The organism is Dietzia sp. CH92, from assembly GCF_032248695.1.
Lineage (GTDB): Bacteria > Actinomycetota > Actinomycetes > Mycobacteriales > Mycobacteriaceae > Dietzia.
The window spans coordinates 160,833-175,972 of record NZ_JAVHXC010000004.1; the positions used below are offsets into that span (position 1 = coordinate 160,833).

Sequence of the window (15,140 nt, forward strand, 5' to 3'; positions counted from 1 at the left end):
GTTCCACGTGATGCGCATCGCACTTCAAGGCGAAGGGGGCACGTCATGAGCACCTCGTCCGAGTCCGCGCGGCCCCGGCGGGCGGCGCCCTCGGGTGTGCCGGTGGTCACCGGCCCCGAGCGCAGCACCGGTCAGCCCCCGCTCAAGCGCGTCCTCGGCCCGGGCCTCCTGCTCCTCTTCATCGTCGGGGACATCCTCGGCACCGGCATCTACGCCCTCACCGGGAAGGTGGCCGGCGAGGTGGGCGGGGCGGTCTGGTTACCGTTCCTGGTCGCCTTCGCCGTGGCGATGCTCACCGCGGCCAGCTACCTCGAGCTGGTCACCAAGTACCCGCGGGCCGGCGGGGCGGCCGTGTACACGCACCGCGCGTTCCGGGTCCATTTCCTCACCTTCCTCATCACCTTCGCGGTGATGGCCTCGGGCCTCACGTCGGCCTCGTCGGCGGCCATCGCGTTCGCGGGGAACCTCGACGAGGCGTTCGGCCTGGAGCTGGGCTCCGGGACGTGGCCGCTGGTCGGCATCGCGCTGCTGTTCATGACCGCCCTGGCGGTGGTCAATCTCCGGGGTGTGGCCGAGTCGGTGCGCCTCAACGTGGTGCTGACCTGCGTGGAGCTGTCCGGTCTGCTCATCATCATCGCGATCGGCGCGTGGGCTATCAGTCAGGGCCAGGGTGACTTCTCGCGCGCGGGTCAGCTCGCCGTCGGCGAGGGAGAGAGCCCGTTCCGCGCGGTCACCGCCGCCACCGCGTTGGCGTTCTTCGCCCTGGTCGGGTTCGAGGACTCGGTGAACATGGCGGAGGAGACCCGGGACCCGGTGAAGATCTTCCCGAAGATCATGCTCACGGGACTGGTGATCACCGGCGTCATCTACGTCCTCGTGGCGATCGCCTCGGTGACCCTGGTCGCCCCGGAGGAGCTCGGGGAGGGTGAGACGCCGCTGCTCAAGGTGGTCGCGGCGGGCGCCCCGGCCTTCCCGGTGTGGATCTTCGCGTTCATCACCATGTTCGCGGTGGCCAACTCGGCGCTGATCAACATGCTCATGGCGTCGCGTCTGTTGTACGGGATGGCGCATGAGCAGGTGTTGCCCCCGGCCCTCGGCCGCGTGCTGCGCGAACGCCGGACCCCGTGGGTGTCGATCCTGTTCACCACGGTGATCGCGTTCGGGCTCATCGCGTTCGCGGATCTCGCCACTCTGGGCGGGACCACGTCGCTGCTCCTGCTCGCGGTGTTCACGGTGACCAATGTGGCGGTCCTGGTGCTGCGGCGGGACGCTGCCGAGCACCGCCACTTCCGGGCGCCCACGGTGATCCCGGTCCTGGGCGCGTTGTGCTGCGCGTTCCTGGTCTCGCCGCTGTCCGGGCGGGCGGGTCAGGATTACCGGATCGCGGGCGTGTTGCTGGTGGTGGGCGTGGCCCTGTGGGCGCTGCACTGGGCGGTCCGTCGTGCGATCACATAGACATGAGCGGGCCCGTGCGGGCACGCCCGGTGGCCCCGCTCGCCCCTCCTCGCGCCCCTGCTCGGAAAAGGTGGACCACATGACTTCTCGGACCCGGCACGTCGGCGCTGTGATGGTCGCCGTCCTCGCTCTCCTGGTGCTGTCGGCCTGCTCGCGTCAGCCGGCGCCGGCGATCGGGACCCTGGACCGGGTCTCGTCGTAGGCCCCCGGCGGACGCGCGCCCCGTGCGCCGGGCTAGAAGAGCGCCTCCTGCGCACTGTCCACGGCCTGCGCCCCGGCGACCGGCCGCCCGGGCGCGACGTCGGCGAGCATCTGCTCGAACCGGGCGAACGGCACCAGTTCGAGCCCCTTCTTGCGCGCGAACGCGGTGCGCCCGCGCACCGCGGAGGGTGCGTCGCACACCGCGAGGGAGGTACGGGACGAGATGCGGTCGGCCACGTAGAGACCGGCGTCGACGACCAGGGGGGCGATCTCCTCCGGGTCGCGATCCACGTCCTGCGTGAAGACCACCTCCATCCCCTGCACCAGCCCGCCGCCGCGCTTCAGCCTCCCGGCCGGTCGCCACAGCCGGGGCGCGGCGAGGGCCTCCGCCCACACTGTGGACACCAGGTAGCCCGTCTCCGGGTGGGCGATCATGGCGTCGAGCTCCCGCACCGAGGGCCGCACGTCCTTGGCAGCGGCCACCTCGAGCAGCCCGGCGAAGACGCCGGCCAGCACCAGGGCGTCGTCGTGCGCGTCGTGCGCGGCCCGCTGCTGGACCCCGAAGTGCGCGGCGAGCGTGGAGAGCTTGAGATCGGCGGTCGACAGGTGGAGCCGACCGGCGAAGTCGAGGGTGCACACGAACCGCTCGAGCGGCGGCGCGAGCCCGGCCCGCCTGGCCTCCGCGGCGAGGAACGACGCGTCGAAGGCCGCGTTGTGGGCGACGACGGTCCTCCCGTCGAGCACCCGGCCCAACTCCGCCGCCACGTCCGAGAAGCGTGGTTTGCCCGCGAGGAGGGCCGGTGTGAGCCCGTGCACGTGGACCGGTCCGGGGTCGACCCCCGGGTTGAGCAGGGTCGTGAAGTCCTCGACCACCTCGCCGTCGTCCCCGATCACCACCGCGGCCACCGACAACACCCGGTCGACCGCCGGCGTCATCCCCGACGTCTCGACGTCCACCACGACCCAACCCGACATGCCCACATGGTCTCAGACCCCTCCGACATCCCGGTCGCCACTGCCGCCGGTCACGGCGTTCACACCGCCGACACGTCGATGTCGGACCGGCGCGTTAGGGTCTACCCCATTCGATCCGCGCCGGATGTGACGGTCCGGCACACCGGAGGAGGTCCCGTGCGGCGGTACCGGTCCGACACCCCCGCGGCGAGGTCGCGTGACGCGGCCGTCCGCGCCCGCCGCCGTGCCCGCCGTCGGGTCCGGATCGCGGCGGGGTCGTACCTCGCGCTGGGGGTCGCCGTGGTCGTGGCGCTCGCCGTCACCGCCCCCGGGGCCGATACCGGCGGGCGGCTCGACCCCGGCGCCGAATCCCACGCCGCGGTCTCGCGGGACGCCGCGGACGGAGACGCCGGCTCCCCACCCGCGGCGCGCGCCGCGGACGGCCGCGTCGGGGACCCGGGCCGCGTGGAGCGCCCGCTCCCGGCGCGGTGGGCCGAGGTGCGCCCGCTGCTCGACCGTGCGGTCGCCGACGCCGCGGCCGAGGGGCACGAGCTCGCGGCGTGCGTGCGGGCGATCGACGCTCCCGACGAACGGGTGGTGTGCGCCGGGGACGACCAACCGCGCTACGCCGCGTCGGTGATCAAGGTGGCCTTCGCCGTGGGCGCGCTCGAGGCGTGGGAGGGCGACCTCGACGCGCGGACCCCGTACGGCAGGCTCGGCGACCTGCTCGAGGCGGCCGTCACCGTCTCGGACAACGACGCCGCCAACGTCCTCTACGACCTGTCCGTCACCGGTCCCGACGCGCCGCCCACCGACGATCCGGTGACCGCCCTCAACGCCATCGCCGACAGGGTGGGCCTGGCCGAGCAGTTCCACGCCGGCGGCGCGTTCCGCTTCGAGTGGACCGGCGACTGGAGCAGGGTCAGCGCCCGCGGCAGCGTCGGGTACCTCACCGAACTGGTGCGGGCTGCCGACGGTCGGGCGCCCCGGGGTGAGGCCCTGACCTCGCCCGCCGTGGCCCGCACCGTGCTGGACACCATGCTGCGGCAGGAGCGGCGGTGGAAGCTGCCCGACCGTCTGCCCGCGGGGACCGTCGCCAACAAGACCGGCGAGACCGATACCGAGTCGCACGACATCGCCGTGGTCAACACCGCCTCGGGCCGGTACGCGATCGCGGTGATCGGCACCGCGGCCGGCATGTTCGCCGGTCCCGACGAGGTGATGGCCGACCTCGGCCACGACGTGGTGTCGGCACTCGGCGGTGCGGCGCGGTTCTGAGAGGGGCGCTGCCTAGACTCGTCGCATGACCTCCCGCGCGATCACCGCACTCACCCCCCGCGGCCGGGTGGCCGTGGCCGTGTCCCGACTGGCGACCTGGGCGTCGCGGGTGTCGGGTCGCGGATCGGGCGGGATGATCGGTGGCCTGGTGGCACTGAAGCTCGACCCGGGGCTCATGCGCCAGCTCGCGGCGGGCCGGCGGACGGTGCTGGTGACGGGGACCAACGGGAAGTCGACGACGACGAGGATGGTCGCGTCCGCGCTGTCGACGGTGGGCCGGGTCGCCTCGAACACCGGTGGCGACAACATGGACGCCGGGATCGTGTCCGCGCTCGTGGCCGACAGTGTGGCCGGGTTGGCGGCCATCGAGGTGGATGAGCTGCACACGCCGGCCGTCGGGGAGAACACCTCCCCGGAGGTGATCGTGCTGCTCAACCTCAGTCGGGACCAGCTGGACCGGGTCGGCGAGATCAACGCGATCGAGCGTCGGCTGCGCGCGGGCGTGGCGGCGCAGCCGCAGGCGACGGTGGTGGCGAACTGCGACGACGTGATGATCACCTCGGTGGCCTACGACAATCCGCGGGTCGTGTGGGTGGCCGCCGGGTCGGCGTGGGCGGGTGACTCGGTGAGCTGCCCGCGGACCGGCGAGCCGATCTCGCGGTCGGTCGACTCCACGGGCGCGGTGCGGTGGCGCTCGGAGGGTGTACTGCCCGACGGTCGCGAGTTCGCACGCCCCGAGCCGGACTGGTGGGTCGACGACGAGGCGATCCACGGCCCCGACGGGTTCACCGCCCCTCTGTCTCTGGCGATCCCCGGCCGGGCCAATCGCGGCAACGCGGCGCAGGCGGTGGCCGCGGCGGTCGCGATGGGCGCCGATCCCGCCGCCGCGGTCCGGGCGGTCGAGCAGGTCGATGACGTGGCGGGCCGCTATTCGACGGTCGACGTGGACGGGCGGTCCGCGCACCTGCTGCTGGCCAAGAACCCGGCGGGCTGGCAGGAGGCGCTCGGCATGATCGACACCTCCGCCGACGGCCTGGTGATCGCGGTGAACGGGCAGGTCGCCGACGGTGTGGACCTGTCGTGGCTGTGGGACGTGCGGTTCGAGAGCTTCGAGGGCGTCACGGTCTACGCCTCGGGCGAGCGGGCCGCCGACCTGTCGGTGCGCCTGACCTACGCCGGAGTCCGCCACGAGCTCGAGCCCGATCCACTCGCGGCGATCCGACGCTGCCCCCCGGGGCGGGTCGAGGTGCTGGCCAACTACACGGCGTTCCGGGACCTGGGGCGGGCGGTCGCGGCCGCCGGGCACCGTCCCGTCGACACGGCGTCCGGTTCCGCGGCCACCCGGAAGGAGCAGTGACGATGAGCGAGCAGCACACCGGCGAGGGCAACCCGGATCCCCGCGACGCGGGCGCGCGGCGCGAGGGGGCCTCGGCGTCCCCGCTCGACACGGTCGCGCCCGACTCGGCGCGCCCCACCGAGTCGACGGTCCGGATCGGCCTGGTCCTGCCGGACGTCATGGGGACCTACGGCGACGACGGCAACTCCCTGGTCCTGCGCCAGCGGCTGCGGTGGCGCGGCTACGACGCCGAGATCGTGCGGATCACCCTCGAGGACGCGGTCCCCGACTCGTGTGATCTCTACACCGTCGGCGGCGGTGAGGACGCGGCGCAGAAGCTCGCCTCCCGGCATCTCTCGGCGTCGCCCGGGCTGCAGCGGGCGGTCGGGCGCGGGGCGCCGGTGCTGGCGATCTGCGCGGGGATGCAGGTGTTCGGCGAGTGGTTCGTCGTCTCGGACGGCTCGCGCGCGCCCGGGCTCGGCCTGCTGGACGTCACCACCTCGCCGCAGGCCACGCGGTCGATCGGCGAACTGGTGGTCGCGCCGCAGGTCGCCGGGCTGACGCAGCCGCTCACCGGTTTCGAGAACCACATGGGCGCCACCGTGCTGGGCCCGGACGCCGCGCCCCTCGGCAGCGTCACCTCCGGTGTGGGTAACGGCGTGCCGGCCGGCCAGTCCGTGCCGGCAGGCGGACTGGTCGAGGGCGTGGTCCAGGGCTCGATCGTCGCCACCTACATGCACGGCCCGGTGCTGGCCCGCAATCCCGAGCTGGCGGACCTGCTGCTGTGCCGCGCGCTGGGCGTGGACTCGCTCCCGCCGGTGGAGGTGCCCGCGGTGGAGCGGCTGCGCCGCGAGCGCATCGCCGCCGCCCGGCGCTGAGCGCTTGCGCCGCCTATCGGATTGCGCGCCACCCATGGGGCCCGCTGGGCGTAGCGGCATGTGATGGGCAGCGTTGCGGGTTGAGGTGGCGATGCTGGTCTGAGTGAACGCGCCGCGGCCCGTGGACAACGTCCGCCGGCTCTCGGCAGGCTCGCGCCTCGGGGGTGGCCCGAGAGTCAGCGCCGCGAATCCCGGGCGGGCAGAGTTCGCTGACATACCCTCAGACGCATGTGTGAACACCACGGCACCGCCACCCTCACCGGGTCCGTGACCCCTCCCGATCCCGCCGTCGAGGCGGCGCAGGTCCGCGGCCTGTGGGAGCCGCTCGGGCTGCCGGGCATCATCGACGTGCACACGCATTTCATGCCGCCCCGGGTGATGGCGAAGGTGTGGGACTACTTCGACGCCGCCGGGCCGAAGATCGGCCGCCCCTGGCCCATCACGTACCGGGAGGCCGAGGACGAGCGCGTCGAGCGGCTGCGCTCCTACGGGGTGCTGGCGTTCTCGTCGATGTTGTACCCGCACAAGCCCGACATGGGCGCCTGGCTCAACGCGTGGTCCGCGGAGTTCGCCTCGCGCCACCCCGACTGTCTGCACACGGCGACGTTCTTCCCCGAGCCGACGGCGGGCGAGTACGTCCGCGACGCCGTCGACGCCGGGGCCCGGGTGTTCAAGTCGCACATCCAGGTGGGCGAGTACGACCCGCGGGACCCGCTGCTCGACCCGGTGTGGGGTGCGCTCGCGGAGGCGCAGGTGCCGACGGTCATCCACTGTGGGTCCGGGCCGGTGGCGGGCGAGTTCACCGGGCCCGAGCCGGTCGCCGCCGTGCTCGAACGCTTCCCCGACCTGCCGCTGATCGTCGCGCATATGGGGATGGGCGAGTACTCGGAGTTCCTCGACCTGGCCGAGCGGTACGAGAACGTCTACCTCGACACGACGATGGCGTTCACCGACTTCGTCGAGGAGTCCACGCCGTTCCCGTCCGGCGAGCGCGGACGGCTGGCCGATCTCGGCCACAAGGTGCTGTTGGGGACGGATTTCCCGAACATCCCGTACCCGTACGCCCATCAGCTCGAGGCCCTGGCAGGGCTCGGGCTGGGCGAGGACTGGCTCCGGGCGGTGTGGCACGGAAACGCCGCCCGGCTCTTCCGCCTCTGATCACCGTCCGGGCCCGTACCTCATGCTCCGAAGCCGAGGAGGGACTTCACCTCGAGGAACTCGTCGAACGCGTAGTCGCTCCACTCGCGTCCGTTGCCGCTCTTCTTGTAACCGCCGAACGGTGCGCTCGGGTCGAGCTGAGCCCCGTTGAGCGAGATCGACCCGGCGCGGATCCGTGACCCGAGTCGCCGGACCTCCTCGGTGTCCTTGCCCGAGACGTATCCCGCCAGCCCGTATTCGGTGTCGTTGGCCACCTCGATCGCCTCGTCGATCGAGTCGTACCCGATCACCACGAGCACCGGACCGAACACCTCCGTGCGCGCGATCTCCATGTCGTTGGTGACGCCGGTGAACACGGTCGGCTTGACGTAATAACCGGTCTCGAGGCCCTCGGGGCGTCCGGCCCCGCCGACGACCGCGGTGGCGCCGTCGGCCAGCGCGCGCTCGATCAAGCCCTGTATCTTGTCGAACTGCGCCTTCGAGACGACCGGGCCGAGCTTCACGTCCGTGGTCGGATCTCCGACCGTCAGTTCGGCCACGACCCCCTTCGCGATCTCGGCGATCTCGGACTCGCGCCCGGAAGGGACGAGCATCCGGCTGGGGGCGTTGCACGACTGGCCCGAGTTCATCATCATCGTGGCGATACCGCCCGCGACGTTCGCGGCGAAGTCCTCGTCGTCGAGGATGATGTTCGGGCTCTTCCCGCCGAGCTCCTGGGCGACCCGCTTCACGGTGGGTGCCGCGCTCTTGGCGACCTCGATCCCGGCCCGGGTGGATCCGGTGAACGAGATCATGTCGATGCCGTCGTGCGCCGACATCGCCGCGCCGACGCCGGGGCCGTCCCCGTTGACGAGGTTGAACACGCCCGCGGGAACGCCTGCGGCGTCGAAGATCTCAGCGACGATCGCCGCCGAGTAGGGGGCGAGTTCCGACGGCTTGAGGATCATCGTGCACCCCGTCGCCAGGGCGGGGGCCACCTTGCACATGACCTGGTTGAGCGGCCAGTTCCACGGGGTGATGAACCCGCAGACACCGATAGGTTCCTTGACGATGCGGGACGTGCCGCGATCCTCGGAGAAGGCGTACCCGGGAAGCTGTGCGGCGGCGGTCATCAGATGCCCGAGACCGATGGGGACCTGCACGGCGTTGGCCAGTCCCGCCGGTGCGCCCATCTCCTCGGTCACCGCGGCGGCGAGGTCACCCATCCGGTTCTGGTACTCGGCGATGACCCGGTTGAGGACCTCGAGTCGTTCCTCGACGGTCGTGCTGCCCCAGGTGGCGAACGCCCGACGCGCGGCGGCGACCGCGGCATCGACGTCGGCGGCGCTGCCGATCGCCACCGTGCCGGACGGCTCCTCCGTGGCCGGGTTGATGACGTCGATGAAGGTGGGCTCAACGGGATCCACCCACTGCCCGTCGATGTAGAACTCGGTCAGATCCGGCATGTCGCCTCCACGGCTCGGTGAGATCGGGGAACTCTCGTGCTGCACGTCTGTGTGCAGTATCCGAACATCGCCGGGCGAATGGGGAGGTAACGGGCAATCTCGCACGGGCCGTGGCGGTGTGGGCCCCGCCCCGGCGCGGATCCGCGCCGTGTCGCCCTGCGTGAGAGGCGCGGAGGCGTCAGTACGGCTGGTGGTGACGAGCCCCGGCGTCCTGATCCGCCGGTTCGGCCCCCGGCACCCGGTGCGGCGTGGTGTCGGCGGGCGCGGGCACGGCCGGCTGCGCGGGATCGACCTGTTCGGGCCGCAGGACACCGCCGGAACGCGGGGCCTGCGCGGGACCGCCGGAGAGGATGCGCCTCCCCGACAGGGCACTGCCGAGGGTGAGCTCGTCGGCGAACTCGAGGTCGGCTCCCATGGGCAGGCCCGAGGCCAGTCGGCTGACGACGAGGTCGGGGAACGGCCGCAGGAGCCTGGCCAGGTAGGTGCTGGTGGCCTCGCCGGTGGTGTTGGGATCGGTGGCGATGATGATCTCGGCGATCTCCTCCCCCTCGACCTCCGCCCCGACGCGCCGCATGAGGCCGGCGATGCGAAGTTCGTTGGGGCCGATCCCGTTGATGGGGTCGAGGGCGCCGCCGAGGACGTGGTACAGCCCGCGGAACTCACGGGTGCGTTCGATGGCCTCGATGTCCTTGGGTTCCTCGACCACGCAGATGAGTGTGGGGTCCCGGCGCGGGTCCGAGCAGATGCGGCAGCGTTCCGCGGCCGCGACGGTGCCGCAGACCTCGCAGTAGGTGACACCCTCCACCACGGCCTGTAGTGCGGAGCGCAGACGTTCGACCGACTCGGGCTCGGCCTGCAGCAGGTGGAAGGCCAAGCGCTGCGCGGACTTCGGCCCGATGCCCGGCAGCTTGCCGAACTCGTCGATCAGGTTCTGGACCGGTCCCTCGTACATCGCGCTTTCCCGTGCTCTTGCTGGCCCGACGACGACTGCGCCGCGGGGTGACGGGCCCGGGTGTACCGGGCCCGTGGGGCGGGACCCGGGGTGTGCCGGGTCCCGCGGGCTCACATGCCCAGGCCGCCCATCATGTCGCCGAGGCCGCCACCGGAGGCGAGGGGGCCGAGGCGGGACTCGGCGAGGTCCTGGACCTTGGTGTGGGCGTCACCGAAGGCGCCGACGAGCAGGTCCTGCAGGGTCTCGACGTCCTCCGGGTCGACGACCTTGGGGTCGATGGTCACGCCGGTGACCTCGCCGGTGCCGCGCATGGAGACGGTGACGAGCCCGCCGCCCGCCTGACCGTCGACGGTGCTCGCGGCGATCTCCTGCTGCGCCTGGGCGAGCTGGGCCTGCATCTGCTGGGCCTGCTGGAGCAGGGCGTTCATGTCGGGTCCGGGCTGCATGGCGGGGTCCTTTCGGCGGTGTACGGGGTGCGTGCCTGTCCTGCTGGGCCGGCCCCGGTCGGTCGTCATCCAGCGTAACCGTCCGCCCCGACACCGCGCCCCGCCGCGCGGCGGGCCGGGTGGGTCAGCGCTCGAGCGGGCGCGCCCCGAGGTGCTCCTTGAGCAGGGCCAACGCGATGTCCTCGCCGGTGCGGTGGTCGAGGTTCTGGGGGCCGCTGCGGGCCTCGTCGACCATCTCGTCTTCGCTGATCGGCGGAGGGGGCGGGGCGTCGGGTTCGCCCGGTTCCGGCTCGGGCTCCTCGGGCGGGGGCGGGATGTCGTCGTAACCCCCTCCCCCGGCGCCGCCGGAGCGGTCGCCCTGCCCCTGGCCGGCGTCGGCGTTGCGCAGGCGCCGCTCCCAGCCGCGCGGCTCGGCCTGCTGCGGCGCGCTCTGTCCGCCGCCCTGCCCGGCGGGCGCACCGGGAGCGGGTGCGGCCGGCCCGCCCTCCGCGGGAGCGGGTGCACCACCGGAGACGGGCGCGCCGCCCGAGGTGCAGCGGATGCTCCACTGCCCGCCCACGACCTCCGTGATCGAATCGGTGATGGCGGTGGCGTTGTGCGGCTGCGCGAGGCGCTTGGCCAGCGGTGCGTAGTCGTGCACCAGATGGATCACACCGCCGTCGACACCGGCGACGGTGGCCCCGGCGAGCATGACCTCGACAGTGCGGGTCCGCTTACGCACGGCCTCCCGGATCGCGGGCCAGGCGCGGCGGATGTCCTCGGCCTCGATGCCGGGGGCGGACGCTGCCGGTGCGGATGCCGCCGGCGCGGCGGTTTCCGGCTGGACGGCGGGCTGCTGGGGCGTCGCGGAATGCTGCGGACTCGCGGAGTGGTCCGGCGTCGCGGAATGCTCCGGAGTCGCGGAGCGCTCCGGCGTCGCCGCCTGCTCCGCGGCCTGGTCGCGCCAGGGGTCCTCAGTCTGCGCGGGTGCGTCCGGCTCCGGGGCTCCATGTTCGGGCGCGGCCTCGGCGGCCGGTGGAGTCGGACGGTCGGCGGACGGGGCCTCGGCGGCCGGTGGAGTCGGACGGTCGGCGGACGGGGCCGCGGCAGGGGCCTGCGTGGCTCCGGACGCGGCCGGCTCCTCGTGGGCGGGAGCCGACGGAGGCGAATCCTGCCCCGACCGGGGCGCCCGGTCCTCCTCGCCGGCCGTCGGCGCCTGGTGGGCGGCCTGCTGCTCGGCCACGGACGCGGCGGGCACCGCCGGGGCGGCCGGGTCGGCGGCCACGACAGGCTGCGACGGCGCGGGCTCGGCGGGCTCGGCGGCCACCGTGGGCTGGGACGGCGCAGGCTTGGCGGGCGTGGGCGACGCAGGAGCGGCCGGCGCGGTCACCGGCGGTCGGGCCGGCGGCGCCGGAGCCGGCTGTTCCGGCGTGGAGGGCGCGGGATGTGCCGGAGCCGGAGGCGTCTGCTGCTCCGCCGGCGCCGAGGCGGGCGGTGCCGGCGGCGTGGCGGCCGCGGCGGCCTGCTGCTGCGACCGGCGCACGAACTTCGGGCGGTCCTCCGCCCCCGACGCGGACTGCGGCGCCGCTCCGCCGGCGGGGCCGGGGCCCACCTCGTCGTCGTCGACCCGCGATCCACCACCCGCCGCCGGTGCGGCGGCGCCACCTGCGGCGACCGACGCGGCGCCCGGGCGCACGACCCCCGATTCCACCGACTCCAGGCGCTGCAACAGCGCGGCCATGGAGTCGTCGGCCGAGGGCAACAGCAGCTTGGCGCAGAGGATCTCCAGCAGCAGCCGCGGCGAGGTGGCACCGCGCATCGACGCCATGCCCTCGTGCACCATGTCCGCACACCGCGCCAGGGTGGCGGGGCCGATCTGCTCGGCCTGCCGGCGCATGGTCTCGGCCTGCTCCACCGGCGCGTCCACCAGGCCGCGCTCGATGGCCTGCGGCACGGACTGCACCATGATGAGGTCGCGCAGCCGCTGCAGCAGGTCGGCGGCGAACCGGCGCGGATCGTGCCCTGCCTCCACGACCTTGTCGACGGTGCGGAACAGCGTGGCACCGTCGGAGGCGGCGAGGGCGTCCACGGTGTCGTCGATGAGCGCGACCTCGGTGGCGCCCAGCAGGCTCACCGCGCGGGGGTAGGTGATGCCCTCGTCGCCGGCGCCGGCCATGAGCTGGTCCAGCACGCTGAGCGTGTCACGCGGCGACCCCCCACCGGCGCGGATGACCAGCGGGAACACGGTCGGCTCGACCTTCACACCCTCCTGATCGCAGATCCGCTCAAGCAGCCCGCGCATCGACGACGGCGTGAGCAGCCGGAACGGGTAGTGGTGCGTACGCGAGCGGATGGTCGGCAGGACCTTCTCCGGCTCGGTCGTGGCGAAGATGAAGATGAGGTGCTCCGGCGGCTCCTCCACGATCTTGAGCAGCGCGTTGAAGCCCGCGTTGGTGACCATGTGGGCCTCGTCGATGATGAGCACCCGGTACCGCGACGACGCCGGCGCGAAGAAGGCGCGCTCCCGCAGGTCACGCGTGTCGTCGACACCACCGTGGCTGGCCGCGTCGAGCTCCGTGACGTCGAGCGTCCCGTTGCCGCCGGGCGCGAGCGCCACGCACGAGTCGCACTCGCCGCACGGGGTGGCCGTGGGCCCGTGGACGCAGTTGAGCGAGCGGGCGAGGATGCGCGCGGACGAGGTCTTGCCGCAGCCGCGCGGGCCGGAGAACAGGTAGGCGTGGTTGATACGACCGGAGGACAGCGCCACCGACAGCGGCTCGGTGACGTGCTCCTGGCCCACGACCTCGGCGAAGGAGGCGGGGCGATACTTCCGATAGAGGGCCACGCCTAGAGGGTACCCAGGGGGTACGACGACGACGAGATCAGCAGCGGCGGCCTGTGGACAGCGGCCGGGGCGGCCGGAAATGACCGGAGGGGCCGCGGCATGCGCAGCCCCTCCTGACGTCCCTCGCGCGCGGATCGGGCCCCCTCAGACCCCCGCAGCACGGTTCCCGAACCGATACCTGACACCGGCCCCTCACAGCCCCTCAGCTGTACTCCGGTGTCCGCATCCCTCTGGCCCGGACGGGATAGATACAACCAGACGACCCGTGTTTCGGACAAGGCGTTCCCCCTGCTGACCAATGGTCAACAACCGGGCTCCGCAGCATTAGTGCATGTCAAAGGGTTGCCTAAGATGCGACACCCTCCGCCCACCATGCGGGAACGTGGCGGAGATCACTCACGCGTGGACGGGCCTGCGACCTCCGCCAACGGCGCTACGGCGCTGTGCCACGGAGCCCGCTCCTGCTGAGAGCGGGCATTAACGTTGGTCTGTCAACTGTTACAGCGCGACCGGACCGGCCGCTCGGCCGCCCCGGTCAGGGTCAGTTCGCCAGCGCCGCGCGGCAGGCCGCGAGCAGCGCGCAGAGGGCGACGACGTCCATCGCCGTCTCCACCTCCGTCAGCGGCGGCAGGGTGGGCGCGAGGCGGATGTGGCGGTCGTCGGGATCCTGACCGTAGGGGTACGCCGACCCGGCGGGCGTCAGCGCGACGCCGACCTCCCTGGCGAGACGCACGGTCTCGGTGGCCGTCCCGTCGACCACCTCGAGGTCGATGAAGTACCCGCCCTCGGGCCGGGTCCAGCGCGCGAACCCGTACTCGCCCAGTCGGCGCGAGAGGACGTCCGCCGCGGCGTCGAACTTCGGCGCGATCACCTCGCGGTGCCGGAGCATGTGCGCGCGGACCCCCTCGGCGTCGCCGAAGAAGCGTGCGTGCGCGAGCTGGTTGACCTTGTTCGGGCCGATCGAACGCACGGAGGTGTGGCCCAGGTACCAGTCGAGGTTCTCCTTCGAGGACGACAGGAACGACACCCCGGCCCCGGCGAAGGTGATCTTGGAGGTCGAGCAGACCTGCCAGAAGCGGTTGGGGTGCCCGGCGTCCGCGGCCAGCCCGTCGACGTCCGGGACCTTGGGGAAGTCCTCGGTGAGCGTGTGGACGACGTAGGCGTTGTCCCACACGACCCGGAAGTCGGGCGCCGCCGTGGCCATCCGCGCGAGACGGGACACCGTGTGGTCGTCGTACACCGCGCCGGTGGGGTTGGAGAAGATCGGGACACACCAGATGCCCTTGATGGACGGGTCGGTCGCCACGAGACGCTCGACCTCGTCCATGTCCGGGCCGGTGGGGCCGAGCGGAACGGGGATCATCTCGAAGCCGAGCCGCTCGGTGATGCCGAAGTGGCGGTCGTAGCCGGGCACCGGGCACAGCCAGCGCAGGGTCGGCTCGTCCTTCCAGGGGCGGTGCGAGTCGGGCGTGCCGAACAGCACGGAGAACACGAGCAGGTCGTACATGATCGACAGGCTGGCGTTGTCCTGGGCGATCACCCGGTCGGTCTCGATGCCCAGGAGCTCGGCGAAGATCGACCGCAGCTCGGGCAGTCCGGCGCCGCCGCCGTAGTTGCGCACGTCGGTCTTCCCGGCGAGGTGGTCACCCTCCCCCGGCAGGGACAGCATGCGCTCCGACAGGTCGAGCTGCTCGGGCGACGGCTTCCCGCGGGTGAGGTCCAGTGCCAGGCCCCTGTCCGCGAGCGCGTCATACTCGGAGGCCAGTCGCGACTCGAGGCGAGCGAGTTCGTCGGCGGGGAGATCGGACAGCGCCACGGTGGCCTCCGGCAGGGGTCGACAACTTCGGTGGTGTTGGTGCCCTAAGACATGTCCCAAGACATAAGGGGACCCCGCGCACCCGCCAGAGCCCGCTGACCCTTGCTGCCTTCCGGCCCTGGGGGAGTTCACAGGATGGACGCCGCGCGGGGTCCGAGGACCAGTCTAGCCGGGCCGCCCCCGGGACTGCACGCGCCCCGCCGCAGGACCACCCGCGGGCTCCGTCGCGGGCCGGCCGCGGGACCACTCGCGGGCCGGTCGCGGGACCGCCTGCGGGCCGGTCGCGGGACCGCCTGCGGGCGCGGTGCGGGGCCGGCGCGGGACCGCCTGCGGGCCCGACGCGGACGACCGTGGAGGACGGCCGGTTTGCCTCTGCTTGGCCGTCCTGGGTATTCTG

General features: G+C 72.9%; 11 protein-coding genes, 1 other RNA gene and 1 pseudogene. 6 read left to right on the forward strand and 7 right to left on the reverse strand.

What is annotated here, in order from left to right; genetic code table 11:
* The first annotated feature begins 45 nt into the window (after positions 1 to 45).
* Together RWK90_RS10090 and RWK90_RS10095 are read left to right on the forward strand one after the other, a co-directional pair.
* A complete protein-coding gene (locus tag RWK90_RS10090) occupies positions 46 to 1,455 on the forward strand; it encodes an APC family permease (protein WP_314037392.1) in 1,410 nt (469 codons plus the stop codon).
* 79 nt (positions 1,456 to 1,534) lie between these two features.
* On the forward strand, positions 1,535 to 1,657 hold the full coding sequence (locus tag RWK90_RS10095; protein WP_314037394.1) for a hypothetical protein: 123 nt from the start codon (positions 1,535 to 1,537) through the stop codon (positions 1,655 to 1,657).
* 32 nt (positions 1,658 to 1,689) lie between these two features.
* Here the strand turns inward: RWK90_RS10095 and RWK90_RS10100 are convergent, their stop codons facing one another.
* The gene (locus tag RWK90_RS10100) at positions 1,690 to 2,631 is read right to left on the reverse strand and encodes an exonuclease domain-containing protein (protein ID WP_314037395.1); all 942 of its coding nucleotides are present in this window, start codon (positions 2,629 to 2,631) and stop codon (positions 1,690 to 1,692) included.
* A gap of 156 nt (positions 2,632 to 2,787) precedes the next feature.
* Here RWK90_RS10100 and RWK90_RS10105 point away from each other — a divergent pair, with 156 nt between their 5' ends.
* From RWK90_RS10105 to RWK90_RS10120, 4 genes are all read left to right on the forward strand, one after another.
* Positions 2,788 to 3,888: a serine hydrolase gene (locus tag RWK90_RS10105; RefSeq protein WP_314037397.1), complete on the forward strand. Its 1,101-nt coding sequence runs from the start codon at positions 2,788 to 2,790 to the stop codon at positions 3,886 to 3,888.
* Positions 3,889 to 3,913: 25 nt separating this feature from the next.
* Positions 3,914 to 5,245 carry a MurT ligase domain-containing protein gene (locus tag RWK90_RS10110; RefSeq protein ID WP_314037399.1) on the forward strand — a complete coding sequence of 444 codons (1,332 nt, stop codon included), beginning with the start codon at positions 3,914 to 3,916 and terminating at the stop codon, positions 5,243 to 5,245.
* Positions 5,246 to 5,247: 2 nt separating this feature from the next.
* Positions 5,248 to 6,102: a glutamine amidotransferase gene (locus tag RWK90_RS10115; protein WP_314037401.1), complete on the forward strand. Its 855-nt coding sequence runs from the start codon at positions 5,248 to 5,250 to the stop codon at positions 6,100 to 6,102.
* Positions 6,103 to 6,330: 228 nt separating this feature from the next.
* Entirely contained in the window at positions 6,331 to 7,260 is a 930-nt protein-coding gene (locus tag RWK90_RS10120; RefSeq protein ID WP_314037403.1) for an amidohydrolase family protein, read from the forward strand.
* 20 nt (positions 7,261 to 7,280) lie between these two features.
* Here the strand turns inward: RWK90_RS10120 and RWK90_RS10125 are convergent, their stop codons facing one another.
* The 6 genes and pseudogenes from RWK90_RS10125 to ffs all read right to left on the reverse strand — a co-directional run bounded on the left by RWK90_RS10125 (position 7,281) and on the right by ffs (position 14,901).
* On the reverse strand, positions 7,281 to 8,705 hold the full coding sequence (locus RWK90_RS10125; RefSeq protein ID WP_314037405.1) for an aldehyde dehydrogenase family protein: 1,425 nt from the start codon (positions 8,703 to 8,705) through the stop codon (positions 7,281 to 7,283).
* 346 nt (positions 8,706 to 9,051) lie between these two features.
* A pseudogene (gene recR / locus RWK90_RS10130) lies at positions 9,052 to 9,657 on the reverse strand (recombination mediator RecR); the annotation flags it as partial.
* Between the two features lie 110 nt (positions 9,658 to 9,767).
* Positions 9,768 to 10,103 carry a YbaB/EbfC family nucleoid-associated protein gene (locus tag RWK90_RS10135; RefSeq protein WP_314037407.1) on the reverse strand — a complete coding sequence of 112 codons (336 nt, stop codon included), beginning with the start codon at positions 10,101 to 10,103 and terminating at the stop codon, positions 9,768 to 9,770.
* A 124-nt stretch (positions 10,104 to 10,227) separates the two neighbouring features.
* Complete coding sequence (locus tag RWK90_RS10140; protein ID WP_314037408.1) at positions 10,228 to 12,927, reverse strand: DNA polymerase III subunit gamma and tau; 2,700 nt, start codon at positions 12,925 to 12,927, stop codon at positions 10,228 to 10,230.
* Positions 12,928 to 13,468: 541 nt separating this feature from the next.
* Complete coding sequence (locus RWK90_RS10145) at positions 13,469 to 14,743, reverse strand: aminotransferase class I/II-fold pyridoxal phosphate-dependent enzyme (RefSeq protein WP_314037410.1); 1,275 nt, start codon at positions 14,741 to 14,743, stop codon at positions 13,469 to 13,471.
* A gap of 63 nt (positions 14,744 to 14,806) precedes the next feature.
* An RNA gene (gene ffs / locus RWK90_RS10150) (signal recognition particle sRNA small type) lies at positions 14,807 to 14,901 on the reverse strand.
* Positions 14,902 to 15,140 lie beyond the last annotated feature (239 nt).